This is a genomic window from Microbulbifer variabilis, from assembly GCF_020524905.1.
Taxonomy (GTDB): domain Bacteria; phylum Pseudomonadota; class Gammaproteobacteria; order Pseudomonadales; family Cellvibrionaceae; genus Microbulbifer; species Microbulbifer variabilis_A.
This window is the reverse complement of sequence record NZ_JAIVKI010000018.1, coordinates 1-25,138: the sequence shown is the minus strand read 5'-3', so window position 1 is coordinate 25,138 and position 25,138 is coordinate 1. Positions and strand designations below refer to the sequence as shown.

Below are 25,138 nucleotides of genomic sequence, written 5' to 3'. Positions count from 1 at the left end.
TGCGGAATCCTTGATATCCCAGATTTGGCCACAGTGATCACAATAAAGAAGCATCGGATGGCTGGCAGTATTTATCGATCGATAAAACCAGTCTAGCCGCAAGCAGTCAGAGTGAGGATTCTGTATGCGGAGTCGGCACGGGGAAGGAAGCTAGAGTCTCGGCGGGGTACAGGTTGAACTGAGATCGTTAGTTTTAAGCGGGCTCTTAATATTTCAAATCCAGATCCAACAAGGATACCGGCTCACCCTCTTTGTTTACCAGGTCCACCCTAACAGCTTCTCCGGTTCTCTTATCAATCACTCGGGACCAGCGTGCATTGGTTTTCTCAGACCAGTGTGTACTCCAATCAATCAGAGAGACCAAGACGGGGACTAGTGCAAGGCACTTTGGGGTAGCGTTGTAGAGCATACGCCGCGCACCGGACTTAATGGGCGCTTTAACCAAGATGCCGGCTTCCTCCAGATTACTTAATCTTTGCGTGAGGATATTTCGGGATATCTGCAAACTATCTTGCAATGAGTCAAATCGATTAACGCCCCTCAGCACATCGCGGACAATCAGCAGGCTCCAGCGGTCGCCGATCACAGAAAGTGCCTCTTCGATCCCACATTGAACAGCGGGTTTACTGTCGCTCATAGCCGTTCCAGGGTTGTTCAAGGTGCCATGGTCTCACAAGTTAGTTCCAAAACAAAACTTCCCAGGAGGCCGCATCAGGTCGTTATATAGCCATAAGTTATTGAAGGTTCTAGCTATAACCCGCGCGATTAAGTTGCATTTTGGAACTTATTTATATTAGATTAGTTCCAAAATGCAACTTATGGTGTGTGTCATGCACTTCAAACCTATCGTTTTATGTTCTCTGGTCGAAGGTTCGCGAGCGAGCTTCAACAAGCAAGCCCTGGAGCAAGTCATAGGCCGGGCTTACCGGGAACACCTAAATCAGGCGGTAACGCCCAGGGTGATATGGATGGAGGTTCCGTCAAACCAAGCCTTTTTGGAGGGGAAGACATCGGCGGTGGCCACCTTGATGGCCCCAGTGCCTGATGGAACATCAAATAAGTTGCGACACCCGTTTTTATACCAACTGCTGGAGCAGTGGTGCCTCGCAACAGGGGTCAACAAAAACGAAGTCGTTATTACGGCGCCTGACCAATCGCTCAGCAGGGAATTCTTAAGCGCAAATCGCAAGCGTATGTCACCGCTGCGGCAAATTGCCTACATAGCCAAAACACTGGTGCGTTTAGTGAGATCCAAAAGCGCCACGGGTCATTTCAACACCCATATCAATTTATGAGAGGTCAAAAATGCCGCTTTATACGATTTCTACCCGGTGCCCATTATCTGCTCCTGAGCAACAGGCTCTGGTCTCTGGAGTTACTGAAGCCCACTGCACAATAACTGGCGCACCCGCACAATTTGTACAGGTTGTATTTAGTCGAGGCGTTCATTTACGTTCAAAGAACAGTCTCCATATCCTGGGTTCCATTCGCGCAGGTCGCAGCGATAGGATCAAGTCAGCTCTAGCCAATCGCTTTATCGAAGTGGCCTCCCAGGTTTTAGAGTGTTCTTCCGCTCGCTGTACAGTGGATCTTATAGATGTTCCCGCCAGTTGGGTGATAGAGGGAGGCGCGGTTATGCCAGAACCCGGAGAAGAGCAAGAATGGCTTGCCAAGCACTTAAACTAGGCTTGCGGTCGTTTTCCAAACATGAAATTAGTCTAAGCATCAAAGTAAAAAATAATTCAATACAACCATCTGCTGATTGGCAGTCAGGGAGTAATATTATGTCCACTTCAACCTTGAAAGGTATTGAGGCTCTGGAAGTCTACCTGCAAACAGGTAAGCAGCCAGAAGGGCAAGATTTTTCCAGCTTAAAAGCTTTTTCGGAGAAATTTAGCGGAAATACTTTTGAAGCATTAATGGCTGCGTGCAAACGCTATTCCCGGCAAACGGCGATCTCTTTTTTTCTTTCAGGCAAAGATTATAGAAAACCAGTAAAGATCAGCTATCAAACACTGGCTGAGCGTATTGTCCAAACTGCCAATTTATTCAATAGTGTCGGTATTCAAGAGCATGACACTGTCGCATTTGTACTGCCAAACTTACCAGAAACCCACTATGTACTATGGGGAGCGGAGGCAGCCGCTAAAGTATTGGCGATCAATCCGCTACTGGAGGGCAAACAGATAGAAGAGCTGATTCGGCATAGCCAGGCAAAAGCCATCGTTACCTTGAGTCCTTTCCCGGGCACTGATATCTGTGAAAAAGTTGAGAATATTTTGCCGAATTTACCCGAGGTAAAAAGTATCTTTCATGTGGACCCGGCTTATCACACCGGAGGCTTTAAAGGCATTGCGGCTAGTGCAATACAGTATCAATACCGCAGGCGGCTGAAATCACTGGAAGGCAAAAAACGGATACCCTTTCAGTCGGCGATTAAGCAGCAACCATCTAGCCATTTGAACTTTAAACGTAGTATCCAGAGTGATGACACCGCCTCCCTATTTTGTACCGGGGGTACAACAGGGCTGCCAAAGATCGCCACCCATACACACGGGAATGAATTGGCGAATGCAAAAAGTATTGGTTTGGTCGCCGGCGATATTATGGGGCCCGGAAAAGTTATTCTGTGCGGCTTGCCACTATTTCATGTGAATGCGGCAATCGTGACGGGGCTTGCAGCGTTTATTAACGGCTGTGAGGTGGTATTAATGACTCCACAGGGCTACCGGGGTGAGGGTGTTTTTAGTAACTTCTGGAGCATTATTGAATTCTATCGAGTGAACAGTTTTAGCGCTGTGCCAACAGTTTATTCTACTTTGTTGCAGCAGCCAGTAAATCAGTGTGATATCTCCTCATTGCAAATGGCCTTGTGTGGCGCGGCACCTATGCCGATTGAAGTTTTCAATGCTTTTGAGCGCATAACCGGCGTGCAAATCGTAGAGGGGTATGGCTTAACGGAAGGTACCTGTGCTAGTAGTCTCACGCCACCTCGTGGCACCAAGAAGGTTGGCTCCATCGGACTGCGTTTACCGCTACAAGAGATGAGAAGTGTCCAGCTAGATGAGCGGGGCAATTTTATTCGGTACAGCCAGACCAATGAAATCGGCAATTTGCTTATTCGAGGAGACAATGTATTCGATGGATATCTCAACCCTGAGCACAATAAGGGAATCTGGGTACAGGATGATCAAGGGCAGCGCTGGCTGAATACCGGAGACTTGGGCAGGCAAGATGAAGAAGGCTATTTTTGGCTCACAGGCCGTAAAAAAGAGCTGATAGTACGGGGAGGGCATAATATTGAGCCCAAATTGATAGAAGAAGTCCTCTGTCGACATCCTTCCGTTGCTATCGCTGCAGCAGTAGGTACGCCAGATGCACATGCGGGAGAGGTTCCCGTCGCTTATGTCATGCTGTCGGGTGAAGCGATGAGCACGCTGACAGTCAGAGGGCAGGAGGTTGTTATGGATGATTCTGCCAGAGCCCTGCTTGAAGAAATTACTGCCTATGCCAAAGAAAATATTACCGAGCGGGCGGCCATCCCCAGAAAAATTGTGCTCCGAGCGGGACTCCCTACTACGGCGGTTGGCAAGATTTTCAAGCCCGCTTTGGAGATGGAAGAAATCCGGTTGTGTGTTCAGGACATTATTGATCGATTGGTGCAGGGAACAGATTCAGCCATTACCGAGAGTCAGGTAAAAGTAGAGCAGGACAAGGTGCTTGGTACTATTGCCAGGGTTACCACCGGAGGGGATTCCAGTCTCGATGGCGCTCTTGCGGAACAGCTTGCGCCGTACACCTTTAAATATGAGATCGTCTAATCTCCTTTGGGGGGTGCTCTCTTACTGAGCACCCCGACCAAGCGATTAAATCTTTGGTGGAACTTGCACAGCTTGCCTTGAGGCTTTTACCAGCCCCAATAACTTACTATATAGAGAGTTGCATATAAGCCCAGCCATAATCAGTGTAAAGCCGATGATCTCTATGGTTTCTAATTTTTCGTCCAAAATAATACTGGAAGTGATAACGCCCACCACGGGGATCAATAGGGCGAAAGGGGTCACCGTTGCCGCAGAATGGGCTCTCAGAAGCTTGCCCCAGATCGCGAAGGCAATCAATGTAGAGATATAGCTGACAAAGGCGAGGGAAAGCCAGGTTTTCGCATTGGTACTAATAATCAGAGTTAAAGGGTCTTGAGTCTCCAGAAAATAGGAGAGGGTAAAAAGAGGTATGGGAGGCACCAGGCATACCCAGACCATAAAGTGCAACAGATTGACGCCCTGAGTGCGTTTCATGATCAAGTTCGACAGGGCCCAGAAGAAAGCGGCAAGTAATAACAGAACCAAGCCGAATGAAGTTACGCTCCCCTCACTGCTGAAGAGAAACAGTGAAAATCCGGCCATTGCAATGAAAATACCCAACAGTTGATATCGGCCTATTGCCTCCTTATATAAAATTGCACTCAGTAAGATGGTAAAGAAGACCTGAGCCTGAAGGATCAGCGACGAAATTCCTGCAGAGGCGTCCGCTTTCATGGCGAAGAAGAGTAGCCCAAACTTGAACACCCCAAGAAAGACACCGACACCCAGTAGATTCCACGGAGAGGTTTTGGGAAAGGGGATAAAAAGTACGGCCGGAATTGCAACTATAAGGAATCGAAGTGCGGAGAATAGGATGGGAGGAAGCTCCTCCAGTCCAATTTTAATAACCGAAAAGTTAACTCCCCAAATGATAACAACAGTACAAGCTAAGGCCAGATCCTTTAACGGCATAAGTAATCCAAAGTTGTTGTAATGATCGTTTGTGACTGCAGGAGAAAGTGAAGAAGGCTCTTTCCCGATATAGAAAGCGTAACCAGTTTATAAGTAGTTCCACAGAGTATGTCTCCTTACCGCGTTATTGGTTGAAGGTACCAGTTTAGCTGGTAGTTCCTGGAGATTTACTCCAGCATAGTAAGGTGAAAATTGAAATAGTCAATAAAGACAATTTTGTGAAGCTGGGAGAGGGAGAGTTTGCGTCTAGCCATCTAAAATTTTAATGATTCGATCCAAAGAGCGTTTGTTCTCTCTAATAAGCCTATCGGCATAATACCTCAGGGAATTATGACTGTGTCAGTCGAAGATATCTACAAAAGGGTTGGTGATATCAATATCGAGGTGATCATACTCTATACGGCTTTTTTCACTGAGTGACTTGGCGATTTCCAGAGCAAAAATCTGCTGGTTGTCCATAGAGGCCTGATTACTGGAAAAGGCATCTCGAAGCCAACGTAAGCGTCCCCAATTCTTGAGACGGTTATAACTGGTGTCTGCGCTGCGGAAAGAGGGATTCCCGGCACCTAAAATAAGGACATAATAGTTTTTGTTGGGAAACTGGCGAATGATATCAAGTAATATCAGGCTGGCTGGGTTGTTAACCGCTATACCGGCATCAGCAAAAAAGTGGTGTGTTCCATCTCCAAAGGGTGATCTAAACTTAACGGGAGGGAAGGCTGTTTCTGCACTAAGAGAAGCAGTAACTAGCTGATAGAGAGCATTGATAGGTAGTTAGGTGGTCGAAAGGCCGCAATTTTTAAAGAGGTGGACTTGTCCTCTGCGGATATCAAATGCTGGAATGATTACGTAGTGTTCCAGATCTGTATATTTGAGTTTCTCCGTGAAGTGTTTGACCATAATTCGATACAAACAATCTCCCAAAAAAGCGGGAGAAAGTAAGTCTCCTGCCGTTAATGCCTTGTGGTACCAGGGAGAGGAGAAAAGATAAAAGGCATCCTCCCTAAAGATTTTGATCATATAATCTGTGGCTCTTAGTGCTCTTCCACGATAGATGAGGATGGGCTCAATGGGAACATTGGCTCCAGAGGCAATGGCTGCTCCGCTTGATACGCCATTATAGATATCAAATAGTTGATGGGCAGGGTTGCCAAGAGTGGATTCAAGGTGCTGAAGTACATAAAGGAGGATAAACCCTCGAATACCGCCTCCCTCAATAATTAAAATCTAAACTGTTTCTTTTTCCTGCATAGATTCAAAATTTTTTATGTTTTTCTTGCTATAGGCACCGTGTTAAATATTACTGATTGTGTAAAAAGCGCCTTGTATACCGATGAGGCCAGCATATATAGCGCGATCAAATAAAGAATATCTATAGCTAATACCTGCAGTGAAGTGCGCGTTGCCTTGTAGAGCTAGGACTCCTCCGCCCAGAATGGTGTTGGCTCTCTGATATAGTCGGAATATGCCTATGGCTTATTCTGAGGGGCTGCTTATGCGGACTCTTTCTTTTAGAACTTGCTGATTGGGGTAGCCCACACTAGGAAGCCAGGTATATCACCTCAATGGGATGGCGCTTTTGTTTGGGAGTCATTTTTAGAATTTTTTTCATCAGGCAGGTTAAGTCGCTCTATGATTCTTTCCATTTTCTGCTGATTTTCTTCAATTAATCGATCTGCGTGAATTTCTAGATATTGAAGAGATTTGTAGTCAAAGATATCGACGAACGGGTCAGTGACTTCAATATTCAAGTAATCGTATTCCAGTCGCTCTCTATCTGAGAATAGTTGAGCGAGATCCAGTGCGAGTAATTGCTGGCGGTCCATAAACCTATAAATACTACTGAAAGCATCCTGAATCCAGCGGATGCGCCCCCAGTTTTTTAGCTCGCTATAATCCATTTGCGCACTGACCAATGGTGGAGAACCCGCCCCTAAAATAAGTACGTAATATTTTTTGTTTGGGAACTTCTCAAGGATATTGAGTAACACTAAGCTAGTAGGGTTATTCATAGCCATGGCGGCATCGGCAAAATAACTGTGCTCCCGAGAGCGCTCAGCTGCTCTGAAGGCTACAGGAGGGAAGACGGTTTCAGCACTGACAGCAGCAGCCACTAACTGGTATAAGCTGTTGGTGGGCAGTTGTCTGACCGCATCTCCACGATTCTGGAATAGGTGAATTCTGCCACTGTGAATATCCAGAGCAGGAATAATGACAAAATTATTTAAGTCAGTAAAAGTAAGAGACTTTGTATAATGAGTTTCCAGCACCCGATGAAGGCGCTCCCCCAGAAATGAAGGGGAAAAAAGCCCCCAGCCGGACAAGAGATCATGATACCAGGGAGAAGAAAACAGGTAATCGCTTTCCTCTTTATAGAGTTGGATTAAGTATTCTGTTGCAGAATCATGCCCCGCATAGTCTGCAGGAATATATTTTTCAGGAATATTGATGCCACTGGCAATAATTGCACCGGTGGATACCCCGCTATAGATATCAAAAACCTCACTAATCGGCTTGTTTAGCCTGTTCTCAATATAATTGATCACATATAAAGGGATTAACCCCCTGATGCCGCCGCCGTCAATGATCAATATTTTGAGGGTGTCTTTATCTTTGAGATAATTGAGGCTTTCTGATTGCTTGGGTTCGTAAGGGGATCGGTTAAAAGTTAAAGATTGGGTCAAATAGTTGTTATAGACATAAGCGGCGGCAATATAAATAGCAAGAATAGAAAATAGGGCTAGCACTGCACGCTTGAGCATAAAACTGCAAACCACTCTTACCTTTAAAAAGTCAAGGAATCAAGATAAACCGAAACCAAGACTCGCTAATAATTTATCGTAGTATATGGTTTTACGCCCGCTATCGGCACCCGTGGTTGCATTGGCAGGAAAGGCTTGGAGGGATAAAAAAAGGGCTTGTATCCGGAGATACAAGCCCTTTAGAAATGGCGCGCTCGGGAGGATTCGAACCTCCGACCGCCTGGTTCGTAGCCAGGTACTCTATCCAGCTGAGCTACGAGCGCGTCGTTGAGGGTGCGGACAATATAGATTTACTCATGGCGCGTCAAGTACTTTTATTAAAAAGAGTGCTCAAGGCTAAATATTGATCACTATAAGGGGGAGGGGAGTGGTAGCCCTATATCAAATACCAAAGAGGCTGAAAGTAATTGGGGGGACAACTCACAGACCGACCGGGAGGAGTATGTCACAATGCGCGAGTTGAGGTTATACGTTTTAGTGTCTGCGAAACGTGAGTTACAAAAGAACTATCGAGAGAGAATGAAATGGAATATCCAGTAGATGGATCATGCCAATGTGGTCAAGTTACATACAAGCTTAGAAAGCCACCAATAGCGGTTGCAGCTTGTCACTGTACCCAATGTCAGAAGCTTTCAACGAGTGCTTTTAGTTTAACGGCAATGATCGAGTCAAATGCCATTGAAATTCATGGCGAATTAAAAGAGTGGAGCAGACTAGCCAAAAGTGGGAACACCAGTACGGCAAAATTTTGTCCAGTGTGCGCCAACCATATATACCATTACAACCCAAGCAATTCACAGCATATTATGCTGAAACCCTCAACGCTAGCAGATACCAGCGTTATAAAGCCGGCTATCCATGTTTGGGTTAGTGAAAAACAAGATTGGTATGAAATACCAGAAGGGGTAATGGTTTACGACACACAACCATAGAGAGCAATCAATTAAGGCTGCAAAGCAATCACACTTAGAGCTCTTTGCTGTCGAGCTCTGCTAGCGGCATGGCATAAAAAGCGATTTGGGTATGCTACTGGGAAGCCCTCCTCAAAAGTTGGCCTTGATCGCTTACCTTTTTCTATACTTTCAATAAAGTATAGGTCTCCTGCCGTAATAGCTTCGCTGGATTTTACTGCCCGCACTTCATCCATTATGCCTTTTTTCTTGTGACATCATGCGCAGGTGCCGGAGGTGATTGTCACTTTTTTCAAGAATAGAGGTGACAAATGCTGTAGTTCGGTTGCGCATCTTGTTGTACATATACTTGCTATTCAAAAATTGGCTTAAAGAAACTGCGGTCATAGTTAAGAATACACTTTGTGTCCTTCGCATACTGGAAAGCAGCTTTGCAATCAGCATCTTTGAATGAATCTTGCCGATACCTCTCATAGTCCGCGAGGCTGGGAAAAGTGAATAATGCCAAAGCAATATTGTTAGCACCTTCAGATGGCAAGAAATAGCCATTGTGTTCACCGCCAAACTTGTTAACGAGAGGAATCCACATTTTTGCGTATTTCTCGAACTCTTCGAGTTTGTATGGATCTATCACATATCTCAAATAGCAGGTTACCATTTAATTTTTCCTATCTTGAATTTTAGAAATGCATAGCTCTTCAATAGCTCACTGCTAAAGCGCAGTGAAGTATAAGCTGTCAGGTATCAAAAAAACGTGGGTCATTGGTTTGTTAGCCGAGTATAAGCAGTCCAGTCTCATTGTCTTTTATTGATTTAAGCCAGGTTATAAGGTGTTTCTTTGTTTTCTGAAATGTGTCATCAAGATCAATCTCTGAATAATCTATATTGTATTCATTATATTGTTATTTAATTGTATCAATATTTATTTCATGGTTCTTCAATGAAGATATAAATTTATTTGCACCTTTTGTGTCAAATAGAGCAGTTGATGACTGAACTAAGTCGCCTAATTTATTGGATTTTTCTAGGGAATACTCAAAAATTTTATGCCCTTCATCTTCCATAGTAGCTAGAAGGTCTACCATGATTGATCCATTCATGGGATAAGCTTCTTGCTCATTTGTATATTCAGAGAGGAACTTGTCAAAACCTGAGAAATCTTTGGTTTTACATTTGATTAAACCAAATAGTTTTTTCTCTACGTTTATCTTTACCTTTGCAGACTCAAGAAGTTTGTCTTGAAGCTTTGATGGGAAAATATAGAAAGATGAAATTATGCTCATATGTTTCCCATAAGTTAATGCCGTTAGCGGGAGGCGTTGAAGCGTAGGGGAGGCTGGGCGTCCCAGCCACGCTTGTTTTTTTTGTGGTTATTGCTGAGTGTCTTTGTTGTGAATCTTACTGCCATCCAAGATTTTCCTCTTTTGTCTCCTTGCCAAAAATCCAATTTACGAGCACTTCAAATGCATCTAACGCTACATCTTCTTTCTTAAAGGGTTTTTCATGCCTAAGTGCTTTTGCTTTTTTTTCATAGTTTTGCGCTTCGGAATATCTATTCATCTCTCTAGCTTCATCCGCCTTCACCTCATACTCCCCGGCTTTAGTGAGTCGTTCAAAAGGGCCTTTGGGAGTAGCGCAGCCAAATAATGATAATAGGAGTAGTGCAAAAAATACTTTCTTCATATACATCTCAGATCAGTTGATAATTCATCAACCGGGTTCAGGTGCGCCCGAAGGGGAGCGCGGTTTGGACAAGAATGGGAACTTTTCGACCTTGCACAAAAAACATGCAGCTTTGGGTGTCGACTGGAAACCCTTGTTATGTGTATGAATTACTGCTCGGCACCTGAATTAAATATAATGAGCGATAGTGTATCAAGATTATTGTCATCGCTTCGAAAATGCTCATGCTCCCAATTTGAGCCCTGCTGTTCTATTTCGGTTGCGCACTTTTCTAGAAAATCCGCAAGTTCGCGAAGCTCTACCGGGTTTGCTGAGAGCGTGGCCTCAGACAGTTCTGACGGATTCTTTCGCAATGTGTTTTTCGTATATCCATAAATCTTCATTACCTGCATTCAACCTTTAAGTGCAGCACATCACAGTTCATTCAAAAGAGGGGTCTCTGTATCACTCTTCTCTATAATTCGAAAGCGCTTCCAGGTTTGCAGCAAACAAAAAAAGACTCTGAAGATCAAAGTTATCTTTTGTTGGCACAGGTGTTCAAAGGAAGATATAGAGTAGCTTCTTTATAATTCATTATTTTCTCTGCTCTATGTCTTTTTGGGAAGCCTTTATTAATCAAAGAATCATCAATTTTCTTCTAGAAATAGAGGAGGCTGCTCTTGGATTCTGATAGATAGAGCAAGACTTGGATATTAAAACCTCTTTAGCTTACGGCTCGTGGGTGGCTTAGAAATGAATCTATACCCCTAAATCTGCACCCATCTACTGTAAGGGCCCCTTGCATGTATTAAAGATGAGTGAAAAGTGGGCAGCGGAGGTTCTTGAAGCGCAGATTTTCCAGTGAGTGGCCTGTTCTGAGTGCCGCTCCTGTGAATGACTGTGGTGGGCCACTAAGGGTAAGTTATCTTGGAGGTAGGTTGCATTGGAGTTTCACAGCTTACTTCACATGTAAGTGTGAATTTATAGAGGGGGACTCTGGTGCTTTAAGGTTGTCATAATCTTTCTGGTTCAGACAGATGCAGATATAAGGAGAGGTATCTACCTGAAGTTACTGAGAGCCTGTGGCTAATTGGTGATGACTAGATCGGGGTGACAGTGGGCGTTTTCTATGAGCTGGCTAAGGCTATCTGAGTGTAGCGATTTATGGTGGTGGTGAAGGTTTGTGGGATTCAACTTGCGGGTGGCTAACTCGTTATTTATTGGGTGCCGCAAAACAAAAAGGGCCTATGTCGCGAGACATAAGCCTTTTTCTTGTATGGCGCGCTCGGGAGGATTCGAACCTCCGACCGCCTGGTTCGTAGCCAGGTACTCTATCCAGCTGAGCTACGAGCGCGTTACGGGTGCGGATATTATAGAGACGCTTTACCCAAGTCAACTGTTTTCTTAAAAAAATCGTTACAAATCATTGTCTTACCCCATACATTCTGACCTTGCCAAGCGCTACACCAAATAGCGGGCCAGGGTGTCCCAGTCGAAGCGTCGCGTTTTGCCATCACTGAACTGCACCTCCACACGCTGATCCTCCCACTTTAAAACGCGTCCCTGGCCCAGCTTGTTGTGGCGTAAGGCCTCGCCTTGGGTGGGCTTGCGTATGGGGGCGGCGGGTGCGCTGAGTGTTGGGTTGTAGTCGCAGGCCTCTAGGTAGCGCAGGGCTTGGCGGGAGACCGGGATATCGGTATGGATATGTTCGGGGCGTTCGCGCAGGCATTGCGCCATCAGCTGGCTGAGGGGCAATCGCATTTCGTCGATAAATAACGAGGGCTGTGCGGCCTCGGGGTCTTTGCGCTTGGCTTCCTCGGTGGGGGCCAGCAGAAACAGTTTGGACTTTGCCCGTGTCATGGCCACGTACATCAGGCGACGCTCACTCTCCAGGGAGGCGGGGGTGCTGAAATCCCGCTGGGACTGGTAGGGCATATTGTGCTGGGTGAGGGTGGGAATAATGACCTGGTCCCACTCCAGCCCTTTGGCTTGGTGCATGGTGGTGATCTGGATGGCCTCCGCCGCAGTCTGCTCGCCCTCGCGGTGTTGCCGCTGTAATTCCTGCAGGTGCGCCAAGGCTTCTGCCGGAGGTTGCTTAAGGGTATCCAGGTATTGGCAGAAGGCCAGAATAGTCTGTTGCCTCTCCTCACCCTGCTGGCGGGTGAAGGCGTCTTCGGCAATACCGCTGAGAAGCTCTAGCTCACCAATATGTCGGCGCAACAGCTCGCCGGCGTGGCCGCGCCAGCTCTCTATCTGTATCAAAAGCTCCGCTCGTTGGCGCAGGCGTTTGGCTTGGGGTTTGCTCAGGGGCTCAGGCAGTTGCGCTAGCAGTTGTTTGCCCCAGCCTTTCTCCCGAGTGGCGAGGGCGGCACAGAGAGGTTCGAGTACTTTGCGCGGGATGCGCACATGTGGCGCGGTGAGCCATTCGTATAATCCTTGCTGGCGCCGCTTGGGTGGGAGTTCGCTAAAACGTCCCGAGGCGATATTTAGGCTCCAGAACAGCGGCCGCAGTTCACGGCGCGACAGCACCGTGTTACGGCTGGCGGAGCGGTAGGGAATGCTGTTGGCCAGCAGCGCCAGTTCCAGCGGAGCGGCAATAGACCAGAGGCGTACCAGTATGGCGATACCCGCCAAAGATTGGCCCTGCTTTTGGCAGCGGCGCAGGTGTTCTACCAGCCAGCGCCCCTCTTTATCGGTGCTCACAAGTTCGATGGGGGTTTGCCGCTCGCCATCGGCGGAGACACAAAAAATCTCGGCGCGGTCGCGGTTGTTCTCAATAAAGTGGTTGGCGGCCAGGGACAGCTGGTGCCCGTAGCGGAAAGTACGGCTCAGGTGATAAATGTAAGACGGCGGAAAATCCTGGTCGAATAATTTGAGCAGGAATTCCGGCTTGGAGCCGCGCCACTCATAAATGGTTTGGTCGGGATCGCCAATGGCGATCACATTGCCATTGCCTCCGTGCAGTACTCGCAACAGGAAGTGCTGTATCTCATTGATGTCCTGGTACTCGTCCACCAGAATATCTTCATAATTTCCGCCGTATTGTTGTGCCAACTCCGGTTTTTCATGGAGTAATTTCGCCGGTTCGTAGATCAGGTCGGCATAGGTTACGGTTGCCTTGCTTCGACGCCAGTCTTCGAAGGTGCGAAATACCTGTAAAAAATAACTGTATTCGTCGCCGAGTTTTAGTTCCTTGAGCGCACTGTGTTCACCGCAGAGAAGGGTTTTGCTGTAGTCGATAAAAAATTCTGCGGCCTCGATTTCCGACTGCTTGCGCTCGCGAATTTCCTCTAGCTCATGGGTGGGAGCACACTCCTCGATGGCTTTCCAGATTTGCAGCTGTACGCTGGATTGTGGCAGGGGGCTGAGGTTGGCTGCGGCGATATGGCCGTTGGCGATCATGCGCTGGTACAGGCGGTAGCCGACGCTGTGAAAGGTGTGCACTGCAGGGGCGTGGTTACTGCCCAGCTGACCCATGCGGCGCTCGAAATCCTCCCGCGCGCTGCGGTTGTACATCAATACCAGCAGCTGGGCGGCGGGGATGCCGGCATCCAGGCGATTTTTTACATAGTGCAGCAGGGCGGTGGTTTTGCCGGAACCGGCCACGGCAATAATCTTGGCGTGACCGCCGGAGTGATCCGCAATGGCCCGCTGTTCCTGTGTCAGTGTATCGCCAGCCATGGTGTCCTTCGCCCAAATACTGGATATTTTGCCAGTAATTGGCGCTGGCAGACAAGTTAACCAAGTGACGGGTCAAGTGGGATCGGCGGGGGAGGGCGGAGCGCTGGGTTGATCATCATCACTGATATTGTGATGGCGCAGGGCCAGTTCGGCGATATAGGCAGAGAGAAATACCCGGCCGGTTAATTCTTGCAGCAGCTTGGAGCGTCCCAGCCGGTCCAGTACAGGGCCCTTAACTTCTGCTAAGTGCAGGCGGATATTGCGCTCCAGCAGGTCTTGGTTGACCTGCTGCAGGCGCTCGGTGGCGGTGCTGTCGATGCGGTTGACCGAAGAGAGAATCAGCACCAGGTCGTGCAGGCTCTTTTGCCGTTTCACCTCTGCAAACAGGCGGTCTTCTACCGCGCTGATATTGCTGAAAAACAAATTTTCATCAATGCGTAGGAAGAGAATGTCCGGCTGGGTTTTTACCGTATAGCGCAGCACATTGCGGAAGTGCTCGGTGCCAGGAACACGCCCCACCACGGCGATATGAGGCCGGCTGGCGCGCCAAATCAGGGTGGCGAAAGAGAGCCCCACGCCCAGGCCGATGCCCGCCTCCACGCCAAACAGTATGACGCCTAGTAGGGTGCCGCCCATGGCCAGGCCATCGGTGCGGTCGTAGTGCCAGTGTCGTGCCAGCGCGCGCAGGTCAATCAGGTTGGCTGCCGCCACAATAATGGTTGCGGCCAGCACACACACCGGCAGTTCGGTAAACACCTTGGTGGCATAGAGCAGTACCAGGGCTATCAACACTGCGGCGATAATGCCACTTAGCGGTGATTTTGCCCCCGCTTCATCGTTCACCGCGGTGCGTGCAAAGCTGCCGGTTACCGCAAACCCTCCGGAAAAGGCACTGAGAAGATTGGCGGTACCGAGGCCGCGCAATTCCGCATTGGCATCGAGCTTTTCCCCCCGTCGAAGGGCGATGGTATGGGCCACTGAGAGGCTCTCGACAAAGCCGAGCAGGGCGATAATCAGTGCCGGCAGCAACAGCTCGTAAATCATGGAGGGGTTAAAAACTGGTAGGGTGAAGTCTGGTAGACCCGCGGGAATTTCGCCCACTACGGGCAAATCCAGCTCCCAGTGGAAGATAGCGGTGAGGGCGATGGAGAGGAGCACTATCAGCATGGGGGCCAGGCGCGACAGCAATTTTGCCCGTGTGGCTTCAACACCCAGGGTGCGCAGTAATAAGGGAAGTCCGAGGCGCGCGATAATCAGGCTGGATAGGGCAATCAGCCCCATTATGGCTGCATCCGGATCGCTAAATGGGCCGTTATCAATCGTGCTTAGCAAAATTTCCAGGGCTGTGTGCCCCTCGCTTTTAATGCCGAGTAGCGGAGCTATTTGCCCCGCGATGATCAACACTGCCGCACCGGAGACAAAGCCATTGACCACCGGCAGGCTCAGTAGATTGGAGAGGCTGCCAAGGCCTAGGAAGCCCATCAATAGCAGCATTATTCCACTGAGTAGGGCCAGCAGTATGGCCCCATTAATATATTCGGCGCTGCCGGGTGTGGCGATGGGGGCAAGCGCGGAGGCGGTCATCAGGGCCAATATTGCCACGGGCCCTACAGAGAGTACCGAGCTGGAGCCGAACAGGGCATAGCCCACCAGAGGCAGCAGACCCGCGTAAAGTCCCAAGTAGGGCGGTAGGCCGGCCAGTGCCGCATAGGCCAGAGCCTGGGGAATCAACATCATACTGGCGAGGATTGCAGCCACGGCATCCCCTATCAGCCACCTGGGTTGGTAGCGTTTTAGCCAGAGGGGAATCAGTTGCTGCACACGCATATTTTGCTTCTGTTGATTAGCCGTTTTCTTCTTAGTCGTCGTGGCGATATCTTGATTCAACAAGATAGACCGCTGCGGCGGCGCTGGTTATCAGTGCCAACCGCACCCAGGTGCCCGCCTTACCCTCGCGCCGGGATCATCTTATGGGCGCTCAGCCTGAAAATGCCCATGCCGGCCAGCATGGCTAGAGTAAATATCAGTGCTTTTTCCAGTCCGGCACCGCTCGCCACAAGGGCGGGACCAGGGCAGAAGCCCGCCAGCCCCCAACCGATACCAAACATCAGGCCGCCTATCACCAGGCGGCGATCAATATGGGTATTGGTTGGCAACTGTAAGGTTTCTTTCAGTAAGGATTCTTTGCGCCCTTTAAATAATTGAAAGGCGGGCAGACTGACGGCGATGGCGCCCGCCATAACCAGTGCCAGGGAAGGGTCCCAGGCGCCGGCAATATCTAAAAAGCCCAATACCTTTTCCGGGTTAGCCATACCGGATAACAGCAAGCCCAGTCCGAAGATCAAGCCCGCCAGCAACGCAGTCACAGTGGTTTTCATGATTCGATCCTCGTTCAAACGGCCAGCAGGTGGCGCACAACATAAACAGTGGCAAAGCCCGCCGCCATAAAGACCAGCGTGGCGACCAGTGAGCGGGGTGAGAGGCGGGACAGGCCACAGACCCCGTGACCGCTGGTGCAGCCGGAGCCCAAACGGGTGCCGAAGCCCACCAGCAGGCCGGCGGCGATCAGGGTGGGGTAGCCCGCCTCAATTTTGATGGGGGGGAGGGGGGCAAAGAGTTGCCAAGCCAGCGGTGCGGCCAGTAGGCCGATAATAAAAGCCAGGCGCCAGCCGATACCGGAGCTGCCTTCCAGCAGGCCGCCTAAAACACCAGAGATGCCGGCAATGCGGCCATTAAAGATCAGTAATAGGACGCTGGCGAGCCCGATAAGGGCGCCGCCAGCGAGTGCCGTGACCGGGGTGAAGGCAGTCCAATCGATGGTCATGGGGTTACTCCGCGCAGTAGAGTTGATAAAGAGTTTGTAGAAGTGCCAGAACCCGTGAGTCTGCTACCCGGTAGTAAACATGTTTACCCTCCCGGCGGGTATCCACCAACCCCTCGCGGCGTAGAACACCCAACTGTTGGGAGAGGCTGGGCTGGCGAAGACCCAGGCGCTCCTCAAGTTCGCCTACATTTAGTTCTTCCTGGCTGAGTTGGCACAGCAGTAGCAGTCGGTCTTGATTGGCCAAGGAGCGGAGCATGGCCGCGGCCTGGCCGGCGGAGTCGCGCATCTTGTTTAAGTCGAGGTTTGTGGTGTCGGGCATAAATTTGGCCTGGCAACAATCTACAAGTTAATAATATATTGTTTTACATATTATCAAAATGTATATTGATCGGGTAGTGAATTTGGAGGGCAAAAAATGCCGCAGGTAAAGCAAAGCACTCAGGTGCGGCCGTTCCTCGATAGGGAGACCGAAACCTGGAGCTATGTGGTATACGACAGGGACGGTGGCTCGGCCGCAGTGGTGGATGCCGTGCTTGACTTTGACGCGGCATCCGGGCGTACCAGCAACAAGGGTGCGCAAGAAATAGTGGCGTTTATCCGGGAAAAGAACCTCGCTCTGGAGTGGATATTGGAAACCCACGCCCATGCCGACCACCTCTCTGCGGCGCCTTTCCTTCGAGAGCAGTTGGGTGGGCGCATCGCCATCGGCGAGCAGATTTGCCAGGTGCAGAAGATTTTTCGCGAGGTTTTTAACTTGGAGCGGGAGTTTCTTGCCGATGGCAGCCAGTTTGATCACCTGTTCAAAGACGGTGAAAATTTTCAGGTGGGAGAGTTGGAGGCGCGGGTGATTTATAGCCCCGGCCATACCCCCGCGGATATGGCCTGGTTGATCGGCGATGCCCTGTTTGTAGGAGATACCCTGTTTATGCCCGATGTGGGCAGTGCCCGTTGTGATTTCCCCGGAGGTGATGCTGCACAACTGTATTTGTCGGTGAAAAAAATATTATCCCTGCCGGACGAAACCCGCATGTTCATGTGTCACGACTACCCACCGCAGGGCCAGCGGGAGCACGAGTGTGAAACCACCGTGGGGGCCCAGCGAAGGGAAAACATCCACCTGCGTGATGGCATTAGCGAAAGCGAGTTTGTGGCAATCCGTAAAAAACGCGATGCCAGCCTGCCCATGCCGCGGCTGATTATCCCCTCAGTGCAGGTCAATATTCGTGCCGGTCAGTTTCCTCCGGCAGAATCCAACGGCACAGTCTATTTAAAAGTGCCGCTAAATCAGCTGTAAAAAATCCAAGTAAACCGAACTCTGCAGCCATGTTTAGCTGGGGCCGCAGTCACAACGAGGCGACGATGAATATTAAAAAATTAGATGAACAAGTGAGCGTTTCTGAACATATTACCTGTGAAGAGATGGCACCGTTGGCACAGAGTGGTGTGCAAGTGGTGGTGTGCAACTGCCCGGAAGGGGAGAGTGACGTACACCCCAGTTACGAAGCTATGGAGCGGGCCGCTCAGGATGCCGGCCTACGCTTTATTGCGATTCCTTTTACCCGTGGGCGAATGACCCGGGAGGACTGCGAGGCCTTTCGCAATGTATTGCAGAGCGGTGAAAAAATTCATGCATTTTGCCGCACCGGTAATCGTTCCAGCCAGGTTTGGGCCGGGGCCAAAATTTTAATGGGTGCCGATAAAAAACAATTGCATAGCCAGGCTCAGGCAGCAGGTTTTGATGTCAGCGCCGCATTGGTTGCTATCGATTCCTAACTTATCGAGCCCTAATTAATCGAGCACCTAATTAAGGCGCTTTAATGGCTGGCTTATACATACCAAAGATTGCGGCACCGTTATGCATTGTTAGAGGGTGCCGCAGTTATATGCCTGACATATGCCCTGACAATACGGATGAAACTGACGACGTGAAGAGAAAAAGCGGAAGGTAAACCATGGTTATGCAGAAACTCTCCCGATGGTTTCCCATCTTCACTACTTTTCAATCCTATAACCGCCGCACCTTAAACCGCGATCTGCTCGCCGCCGCAATTGTCACGGTACTGTTGATTCCCCAATCCCTTGCCTATGCCCTGTTAGCGGGGCTGCCGGCGGAAGTCGGCCTCTATGCCAGCATGGTGCCGCTGGTGGTCTACGGTATTTTCGGCTCTAGCAGTACTCTATCTGTGGGGCCGGTCGCGGTGATCTCACTGATGAGTGCCGCCGCCCTGGGAGAGGTCACCGCTACTGGTGAGGTAGATTACCTGAGTGCAGCCGCCGCCCTGGCGTTGCTCTCCGGAGGAATACTTTTTCTGCTGGGCACTTTGCGACTCGGCATGCTGGCGAATTTTCTTTCTCACCCAGTGATCTCGGGTTTTATTACTGCTTCCGCATTATTGATTGCACTCAGCCAGCTGCGGCATTTATTGGGGGTGGCCGCCCATGGTGATACTGCACCGGAGTTACTGCTATCGCTATGGCAGAACCTACAAAGCACCAATAGCCTCGCCTTGATCACTGGAGTGGGGGTGGTGGTTTTTCTCTATTGGGCCAGAGCCTTTGCTGCAAAATGGCTGGAGAAAATGGGCTTATCTCGCAATAATGCCGAACTGTTTGCCAGAGCGGCCCCAGTAGTGGGCGTGCTGGCAACCATTGCCTTATCCGCTGTCCTAAATTTTGAAGCTCACCAGGTGGCACTGGTAGGCGTTATCCCCGCCGGTTTACCACCGCTATCACTGCCAAAGCTAACACTGCCGCTACTGCAATCTTTACTTGTTCCTGCACTAATGATCGCCATTATTGGCTATGTAGAATCCATATCAGTGGCCAAAACCCTTGCAGCCAAGCGCCGACAAAGAGTGGATAGTAATCAGGAGTTGGTTGCCCTGGGCATGGCCAATATCAGCTCCGGCCTTTCTGGTGGTTTCCCGGTGAGTGGCGGCTTTTCCCGCTCGGTAGTGAATGATGCTGCAGGTGCGCAGACACAATTTGCCAGCCTGTTTACCGCCATAGGCATCGCCTTAGCCGCGCTCTTTTTGACCCCTTTTCTTTATTACCTACCGAAAACCACCCTGGCCGCCACCATCATTGTTGCGGTTCTCTCCCTGGTGGATTTCTCCATCCTGCGTAAAACCTGGCACTTTGCCAAGGCAGATTTTATTGCCGTTACCCTGACAATCGCCGTTACCCTATTAATGGGTGTCGAGCCCGGCGTTGCCTGTGGTGTTGCCGCATCCCTATTATTATTTATCTATCGAGCCTCCAAGCCCCATATCGCCGAAGTGGGCCTGGTGGAGGGCACTGAGCATTTCCGCAATATTCACCGACACCAGGTAAAAACTGTTCCCGAGATTCTCACCTTCCGAGTAGATGGCCGCTTGATTTTCTCTAATATCGGTGTACTGGAAGAGCGTATCTATAGCGGCCTAGCTAATAGCTCACAGGTGAAGCATGTCATTCTGATGTGTAGTGCAGTGAATGAGATTGACTGGAGTGCATTAGAAGTTTTGGAGTCCATGAATGCGAATCTGGCTGATAGAGGGGTTTGCTTCCATCTCTCCGAAGTGAAAGGGCCAGTGATGGATTGTTTGGAGAAAAGTAGTTTTTTGCAGAAGTTGTCTGGGAGGGTATTTTTGAGTCAGTATCAGGCGTTTGTGCAGCTGGCCTAGGGCAAAACCTCATTGCGTTGAGGAATGTAAGGTTTGCGGTCTACAAGCGGTACAAGTCATTGAGTTACTCACTAAGATCGCAGCACGAATACGCCGTTGAATGGCAGTGTGGCCAGAACCTTCCACCAAATCGGCTGAGAAGATCAAGCTAGGCCTTATGGGCGGCTAGGACACTTCTTCCATCTAGCTGTGCCTGGAGCTTAAAGCGACCTTCCTAGAAGCGATCGGATATAGCGAAAATATTCCAGCCAACTTATGCATTCAAGGCTAAATCCACTTGCAAAAGTCTCATAAGTGTTGGTTTCCTTTGCCATTTTATGTACGGAATTTACTGCCGTTAACTATTGCCGATATCTAAGATCGCAAGCAGGTGCACATATCCGCGGTAAGATTAGCGTTAACTTATTGATTTTTAATGATTTACAACAGTGATCAAAAGCAACAAAATAACAAGATATAATGCAGCCGCAATATATCCACTTGAGTGTATCTATGTCAGATATTTCTAACCCCTTGATTTGTAAGCCTTTTTCTGGATTTGGTGGTTTTTTGATCTTGGGATATGTTGCAGGGTGATATATTGCAGCTGCTTTTGAATACACTGTTATGAGCTAATCGAGCATGCTTAAAAGGAAATGCCCAAACTGCTCCAAAAAGAGCCTCAGTGTTCCGATTCTTAGTAACAACTATGTATGCTCGGAATGCGTCTCTATTTTTCATCAAACTTGGTGGGCAAATCTCATAGAGACAATAGTTGCATCGGCAATTGGGACTGCAGCGTTCTTTTACCTGTTTTTTTTCTTTAGCTGGTTTGCCGTTTTCGTTATCTTTATCGTGCTGCCACTGCTGGTGGACCAGATATTCAGAAGGTTTGGCCCCATAAAAATAGGTGGAGTAAAAGGTGCACTTCGTAAGCGCTCATAACAAGCGCAAGCAGAATGCTCCGGCCCTTCGGGCCTCCGCGGGACGCCCAACGCTATGCACGTTTTGTGCGGGTCGCTGCGCTCCCAGTTTCGCACAAAACGTGCATAGCATTGGTCGCCCCTGTTGCGGGCGTTATGGCTATTTAGTGATGGAAGAATTTATTAAGAATGACTTAAAGGCATTACAATCAGCTTTTCCAAATGGGATTACGGATGACGAGTACTTTCCTTTGATAGACACTCTATACGGTGAGTACTCAAATAGGAACCTAGCCACTTTACTTTCAGAGTTTCTAGGAACGAACTATTTTGACCTAACTAGAGATATTGATAAATCGCAATCATCTGGTAAGTCTGATGAATTAAAAGTTAGCAAGGTTAGGCACCGCTTGAGTGAAGCTGGTTTTACCTGGGATGATTGAGTTATCATGATGCTAATCATCCATAACAAACACAGGCAGCAAGTCCCAGCCCCCTACGGGTTCTGGGAGGGACAGCCTACGCTACGCTTCGGCTGCCCCTGCTGTAGGCGTTATAGGGCTAGAAATTGAGCCAAATTCACAAAGACCAAAAATTAAGTGTATATCTTTGGAAATTCATGGTTTGTCTTTTTGCTTCAAGCTTGATTCCCATGGCATATGTACTTTGGGCAGTTTCACCAGAGTTAAAGGGAAATTGGTTTGGTGTTGCTATGGTTTCAGCAGTTTGTTCAGCATTATTGACGGCGGCTTTACCGGTAAACAACGCTCGTTACTATGTCCCAAGTAGTGTTGTGGTGGGCGTGTTATTTTATGGGATAATTCAGGGTTACTTATTACACAATGGGGCCCCATAACTAGGCCAAGCAGGCTCGCCCAGCCCCTGTGGGGCTAGGCTGGACAGCCTACGCGGCGCGCTTCGCACGCAAACGCTCCGGCTGCCCCTGTTGGCAACGTTAAGTATTCCGTGGGAACGATATGAGCCAGGAACAAAAGCTCTATGAGTTTGGTGCAGGGTGGGTAGTTACTCGTGTTTCCATTGAGCGCAAAGGCGGAGAGGGGCCACTATCTTTTAGTGTTCAGACTGAGAGCGAAAATAAAAAGGTCAATCTGTACTTCGAAGCACCAAAAAGTATAGATAACCTCTCAAGATTAATGGACGTAGAGCATCTAATCGTCTCTAAAGATACCGACTCTCAAAAAGAGTATGGCAATGTAAAAATTGATTACCTGGATGAAGGTTGGGGGGAGATTTGGTGTGATTCGGTCCACCAGATCAAAGAAGCTTAACAAGGCCAGGCAATTTGCTCCGGGCCTTCGGCCCTCCGCGGGACAGCTTACCTTGTGCACGTTTTGCGCGGTCGCTGCGCTCCAATTTTCGCGCAAAACGCGCACAAGGTAAGCTGCCCCTGCTGGCGGCGTTAGAGTTCAACATGATAGAAATTGAAGGGCCGGCCAACCAAAACTGGTCAGAGATTGATTTTTATAATGGCCGGACTCAAAGAGATTTTCCAAAACGTCCTTTTTCTGTTGAACCGTGCACTCTTTCAGAGGCAGTGGATCAATATTGTCAGAAGTACAACGTCAAAATGGAATTTCTGAGCCATGAAGAGATTGGCCTTTTATATAATCACATGCTTTCAAAGAAGAAGCATCGGACTAAAAGGGTCATTTTGAAAGTGATTCGAAATGGAAATTACATTGAAACCCATATGGAATCGAATTTCCCTCTAGTTTCTGGAGACAAAGTACGAATAGAGTTTGAGCAAACTCTAACAAGGCCATGAACTTCGCGCCTAGCGGCGCCGGACAGCCTACGCTGCGCTCCGGCTGCCGGTTATGGCAGCGTTATTGTGGCGGTCAATTTTTAGATAGTTTGTAGTTGCTACAAGCATCGATTTCTAACTGGGCACACTTTTTCAAAGAGTTTTTCTACCACCTGGTACCGCAGTTTCATTCAAGTGCCTTCGTTTTAAGTCAGCAGGCCTTGCAAGCCAGCCGCGCCATCTTTGAGTGCCAGTAAGTTAGTTAATCGGTAGGGAAAGTATGGTATTTTTCCCTGTAAATTTATCGGGCAGTGGCCAGCCAAAGGTGGCTGGCAGAGAGCAAGTAGGTCGTTCAGAGCGCGCCAGCTATAACTAGGCCAGGCAAGATCGCCCAGCCGGAGGCTGGGCTGGACAGCCTACGCTTCGCTTCGGCTGCCCTTGCTGGCAACGTTAAATTTCTTATTCGAGTTAAGTTATGAAAATTGAGAAATCAGAAAAGAAAGATTATGAAACTCTGATAGAAATCTGGGAGTCCTCAGTTCGGGCTACCCATGATTTTCTTCAGGAAGAAGACATAATCACTTTAAAGTCTTTGATCTTAGAACAATATTTCGATGCTGTAGATTTGAAATGTGCCAAAGATGATGATGGAAAAATTCATGGATTCTGCGGCGTTCATGAAGGAAATATCGAAATGCTTTTCATCTCACCAGAATCTAGAGGAAAAGGCGTGGGTGCTCAACTAATGGAACACGCCATCAAAAATCAAGGCGCTACCAAGGTGGATGTCAACGAACAAAATAAGCAAGCATTAGGCTTCTATGAGCATTTGGGCTTCAATATTGTCGGTCGTTCTCCACTAGACGGTCAAGGCAAGCCATATCCCCTGTTGCACATGGAACTAGGCAAAAATTAACAAAGCAAGGCAAAATCGCCCTGCGGGCTGGACTCGCTAGCGCTCGCCTTTGCTTGCGGCGTTATAACTCAGTATGAAACGTGAAGCTGCAATAGTATTGGCGCCTGTAGCAGGAGGGCTTATTACAGTCTTGGCAGGCTATTTGATTGCTGGAATTAGCCCGGCAGACAGCAGTGATATCCATTTCGCTGTCGTAGCGCTAGGGTTTCCGGTAGCCCTATTGCTGTCTTTATTAGCAGCACTGTTCATTCATCCACAGCTAGCTAAGCGTAATATATTCAAAGTGCCGGTAGTTGGTTCCATAGGTGGCGGTATAGCTTTACTTGTTTTGTTACCCACTGGTTTACCTTTAGCCTTTTTGTTGGCAGGTGCTCTTTGGGGTATTTTGTCTGGGGTGTTCTATTGTGTGTTTTCTAACCCACAAAAGTTATAACAAGGCCATTAAAAATCGGCCGCAAAATGCGCGGCCTACGACGCTCCTTGCGTCGCGCGTTTTATGGCGGCGTTAGGCGTAAAGCTATGAAACTAATTGAAGAAACGTTTACGAAGGAAGCTTTTCTAGAAATGTTTCTAGAAGAGGTCGCCCGCTGCGTAAAAAGATGTAATGAAGAGTCGTGCATCGGTCCACTTCCAGATAAGCTTTTGTTTTATCGCGTTTTTGATACTGATGATCAGGAGTGGGAGCCTGGGCTGGGTAAAGTTAAGCTGCCTAATACTAGATTGTTTGTAGAGTCTGAGAAAGTGATTGATACACTTCTAAATGAAAAAGGTTGGTACCCAGAGTGGATACATATTTCTCCTTTTGCAGTAACAGCTACGCATTTAGTCATCGAAGTGTGTCCTAGTGAAAATATTACAAATAAGCGATTTATAGAAAGCACCTTTCCAAAAGAACCGTTCCAGCTCAGAGGCCCGAGTTTACCTCCTGGTTGGAGGCCGGGTCAGCCGATACCAAAAGTAAAGCTTCCGAGTTTGGAGATTAAAAATGCCTAACAAGTGACTATGGTCCCCTGTCAAGTATTTAAGCCATTTGTTGTGGTCAACTCCAACCGGACACTTCTTTAAGCATATTTCTCAAATTCGATAGGGGCTATGTCCCCCAGTGTTGTATGTATTCTGCGTGAGTTGTAATAAGCAATATAGGCTCTTACATCTACTGTCGCATCCTCTCTTGTCGGATAGAGATTTCCTGTTAACCATTCCCGCTTCAGGCTGCTGAAGAAACGTTCAGTCGGTGCGTTGTCCCAACAATTTCCCTTACGGCTCATTGAACACACC

General features: G+C 48.6%; 27 protein-coding genes and 2 tRNA genes. 13 read left to right on the top strand and 16 right to left on the bottom strand.

Features of this window, described 5'->3' with window-relative positions:
* Positions 1 to 205 precede the first annotated feature (205 nt).
* On the bottom strand, positions 206 to 637 hold the full coding sequence (locus LC073_RS17295) for a winged helix-turn-helix transcriptional regulator (protein WP_226648569.1): 432 nt from the start codon (positions 635 to 637) through the stop codon (positions 206 to 208).
* A gap of 193 nt (positions 638 to 830) precedes the next feature.
* On the opposite strand from LC073_RS17295, the gene LC073_RS17290 reads away from it, so the two are divergent.
* The 3 genes from LC073_RS17290 to LC073_RS17280 all read left to right on the top strand — a co-directional run bounded on the left by LC073_RS17290 (position 831) and on the right by LC073_RS17280 (position 3,821).
* Positions 831 to 1,295, top strand: a complete 465-nt coding sequence (locus tag LC073_RS17290) for a hypothetical protein (protein WP_226648568.1) — start codon at positions 831 to 833, stop codon at positions 1,293 to 1,295.
* Positions 1,296 to 1,305: 10 nt separating this feature from the next.
* Positions 1,306 to 1,686: a tautomerase family protein gene (locus LC073_RS17285; protein WP_226648567.1), complete on the top strand. Its 381-nt coding sequence runs from the start codon at positions 1,306 to 1,308 to the stop codon at positions 1,684 to 1,686.
* A 98-nt stretch (positions 1,687 to 1,784) separates the two neighbouring features.
* The gene (locus tag LC073_RS17280; protein ID WP_226648566.1) at positions 1,785 to 3,821 is read left to right on the top strand and encodes an acyl-CoA synthetase; all 2,037 of its coding nucleotides are present in this window, start codon (positions 1,785 to 1,787) and stop codon (positions 3,819 to 3,821) included.
* Between the two features lie 45 nt (positions 3,822 to 3,866).
* Here the strand turns inward: LC073_RS17280 and LC073_RS17275 are convergent, their stop codons facing one another.
* The 4 genes from LC073_RS17275 to LC073_RS17260 all read right to left on the bottom strand — a co-directional run bounded on the left by LC073_RS17275 (position 3,867) and on the right by LC073_RS17260 (position 7,797).
* On the bottom strand, positions 3,867 to 4,772 hold the full coding sequence (locus LC073_RS17275) for an EamA family transporter (protein WP_226648565.1): 906 nt from the start codon (positions 4,770 to 4,772) through the stop codon (positions 3,867 to 3,869).
* 774 nt (positions 4,773 to 5,546) lie between these two features.
* The gene (locus LC073_RS22020; RefSeq protein ID WP_413231460.1) at positions 5,547 to 5,963 is read right to left on the bottom strand and encodes a hypothetical protein; all 417 of its coding nucleotides are present in this window, start codon (positions 5,961 to 5,963) and stop codon (positions 5,547 to 5,549) included.
* A gap of 371 nt (positions 5,964 to 6,334) precedes the next feature.
* Positions 6,335 to 7,534 carry a patatin-like phospholipase family protein gene (locus LC073_RS17265; RefSeq protein WP_226648564.1) on the bottom strand — a complete coding sequence of 400 codons (1,200 nt, stop codon included), beginning with the start codon at positions 7,532 to 7,534 and terminating at the stop codon, positions 6,335 to 6,337.
* A gap of 186 nt (positions 7,535 to 7,720) precedes the next feature.
* Positions 7,721 to 7,797 (bottom strand) — tRNA-Arg (locus tag LC073_RS17260).
* A gap of 261 nt (positions 7,798 to 8,058) precedes the next feature.
* Between LC073_RS17260 and LC073_RS17255 the strand changes: the two genes are divergently transcribed.
* Complete coding sequence (locus tag LC073_RS17255; RefSeq protein WP_226648563.1) at positions 8,059 to 8,466, top strand: GFA family protein; 408 nt, start codon at positions 8,059 to 8,061, stop codon at positions 8,464 to 8,466.
* 331 nt (positions 8,467 to 8,797) lie between these two features.
* Here LC073_RS17255 and LC073_RS17250 read toward each other — a convergent pair whose 3' ends face one another.
* The 9 genes from LC073_RS17250 to LC073_RS17210 all read right to left on the bottom strand — a co-directional run bounded on the left by LC073_RS17250 (position 8,798) and on the right by LC073_RS17210 (position 16,931).
* Complete coding sequence (locus LC073_RS17250) at positions 8,798 to 9,103, bottom strand: NIPSNAP family protein (RefSeq protein WP_226648562.1); 306 nt, start codon at positions 9,101 to 9,103, stop codon at positions 8,798 to 8,800.
* Between the two features lie 244 nt (positions 9,104 to 9,347).
* A complete protein-coding gene (locus tag LC073_RS17245; protein ID WP_226648561.1) occupies positions 9,348 to 9,728 on the bottom strand; it encodes a hypothetical protein in 381 nt (126 codons plus the stop codon).
* A gap of 115 nt (positions 9,729 to 9,843) precedes the next feature.
* Positions 9,844 to 10,128 (bottom strand): hypothetical protein, encoded by a 285-nt coding sequence (locus tag LC073_RS17240; protein ID WP_226648560.1) that lies wholly within the window; start codon positions 10,126 to 10,128, stop codon positions 9,844 to 9,846.
* A 1,256-nt stretch (positions 10,129 to 11,384) separates the two neighbouring features.
* Positions 11,385 to 11,461 (bottom strand) — tRNA-Arg (locus tag LC073_RS17235).
* A 107-nt stretch (positions 11,462 to 11,568) separates the two neighbouring features.
* Positions 11,569 to 13,788, bottom strand: a complete 2,220-nt coding sequence (locus tag LC073_RS17230) for an ATP-dependent helicase (RefSeq protein ID WP_226648559.1) — start codon at positions 13,786 to 13,788, stop codon at positions 11,569 to 11,571.
* A gap of 72 nt (positions 13,789 to 13,860) precedes the next feature.
* Positions 13,861 to 15,678, bottom strand: coding sequence for a SulP family inorganic anion transporter (locus LC073_RS17225; RefSeq protein ID WP_226648558.1), 1,818 nt, complete (start codon positions 15,676 to 15,678; stop codon positions 13,861 to 13,863).
* Positions 15,679 to 15,734: 56 nt separating this feature from the next.
* The gene (locus LC073_RS17220; protein ID WP_226648557.1) at positions 15,735 to 16,166 is read right to left on the bottom strand and encodes a YeeE/YedE family protein; all 432 of its coding nucleotides are present in this window, start codon (positions 16,164 to 16,166) and stop codon (positions 15,735 to 15,737) included.
* Positions 16,167 to 16,180: 14 nt separating this feature from the next.
* The gene (locus LC073_RS17215) at positions 16,181 to 16,612 is read right to left on the bottom strand and encodes a YeeE/YedE family protein (protein WP_226648556.1); all 432 of its coding nucleotides are present in this window, start codon (positions 16,610 to 16,612) and stop codon (positions 16,181 to 16,183) included.
* Between the two features lie 4 nt (positions 16,613 to 16,616).
* Positions 16,617 to 16,931, bottom strand: a complete 315-nt coding sequence (locus tag LC073_RS17210; RefSeq protein WP_226648555.1) for an ArsR/SmtB family transcription factor — start codon at positions 16,929 to 16,931, stop codon at positions 16,617 to 16,619.
* 96 nt (positions 16,932 to 17,027) lie between these two features.
* Here LC073_RS17210 and LC073_RS17205 point away from each other — a divergent pair, with 96 nt between their 5' ends.
* The 4 genes from LC073_RS17205 (at position 17,028) to LC073_RS17190 (ending at position 21,622) form a co-directional block, all read left to right on the top strand.
* On the top strand, positions 17,028 to 17,906 hold the full coding sequence (locus LC073_RS17205; protein WP_226648554.1) for an MBL fold metallo-hydrolase: 879 nt from the start codon (positions 17,028 to 17,030) through the stop codon (positions 17,904 to 17,906).
* Between the two features lie 65 nt (positions 17,907 to 17,971).
* Positions 17,972 to 18,385 carry a TIGR01244 family sulfur transferase gene (locus LC073_RS17200; protein ID WP_226648553.1) on the top strand — a complete coding sequence of 138 codons (414 nt, stop codon included), beginning with the start codon at positions 17,972 to 17,974 and terminating at the stop codon, positions 18,383 to 18,385.
* A 185-nt stretch (positions 18,386 to 18,570) separates the two neighbouring features.
* Positions 18,571 to 20,277, top strand: coding sequence for a SulP family inorganic anion transporter (locus LC073_RS17195; RefSeq protein WP_226648552.1), 1,707 nt, complete (start codon positions 18,571 to 18,573; stop codon positions 20,275 to 20,277).
* A gap of 1,072 nt (positions 20,278 to 21,349) precedes the next feature.
* Complete coding sequence (locus tag LC073_RS17190; RefSeq protein WP_226648551.1) at positions 21,350 to 21,622, top strand: hypothetical protein; 273 nt, start codon at positions 21,350 to 21,352, stop codon at positions 21,620 to 21,622.
* Between the two features lie 136 nt (positions 21,623 to 21,758).
* Here LC073_RS17190 and LC073_RS17185 read toward each other — a convergent pair whose 3' ends face one another.
* Entirely contained in the window at positions 21,759 to 21,944 is a 186-nt protein-coding gene (locus LC073_RS17185) for a hypothetical protein (RefSeq protein WP_226648550.1), read from the bottom strand.
* 212 nt (positions 21,945 to 22,156) lie between these two features.
* Between LC073_RS17185 and LC073_RS17180 the strand changes: the two genes are divergently transcribed.
* The 5 genes from LC073_RS17180 to LC073_RS17160 all read left to right on the top strand — a co-directional run bounded on the left by LC073_RS17180 (position 22,157) and on the right by LC073_RS17160 (position 24,853).
* Positions 22,157 to 22,468 (top strand): hypothetical protein, encoded by a 312-nt coding sequence (locus tag LC073_RS17180; protein ID WP_226648549.1) that lies wholly within the window; start codon positions 22,157 to 22,159, stop codon positions 22,466 to 22,468.
* Between the two features lie 143 nt (positions 22,469 to 22,611).
* Positions 22,612 to 22,965: a hypothetical protein gene (locus LC073_RS17175; protein ID WP_226648548.1), complete on the top strand. Its 354-nt coding sequence runs from the start codon at positions 22,612 to 22,614 to the stop codon at positions 22,963 to 22,965.
* Positions 22,966 to 23,419: 454 nt separating this feature from the next.
* Positions 23,420 to 23,860 (top strand): acetyltransferase, encoded by a 441-nt coding sequence (locus LC073_RS17170; protein ID WP_226648547.1) that lies wholly within the window; start codon positions 23,420 to 23,422, stop codon positions 23,858 to 23,860.
* 73 nt (positions 23,861 to 23,933) lie between these two features.
* Positions 23,934 to 24,293 carry a hypothetical protein gene (locus LC073_RS17165; RefSeq protein ID WP_226648546.1) on the top strand — a complete coding sequence of 120 codons (360 nt, stop codon included), beginning with the start codon at positions 23,934 to 23,936 and terminating at the stop codon, positions 24,291 to 24,293.
* An 86-nt stretch (positions 24,294 to 24,379) separates the two neighbouring features.
* Entirely contained in the window at positions 24,380 to 24,853 is a 474-nt protein-coding gene (locus LC073_RS17160) for a hypothetical protein (protein WP_226648545.1), read from the top strand.
* Positions 24,854 to 24,921: 68 nt separating this feature from the next.
* Here the strand turns inward: LC073_RS17160 and LC073_RS17155 are convergent.
* Positions 24,922 to 25,138 (bottom strand): integrase core domain-containing protein (locus tag LC073_RS17155; protein WP_226648544.1); only part of this gene is annotated, 217 nt, incomplete at its 5' end.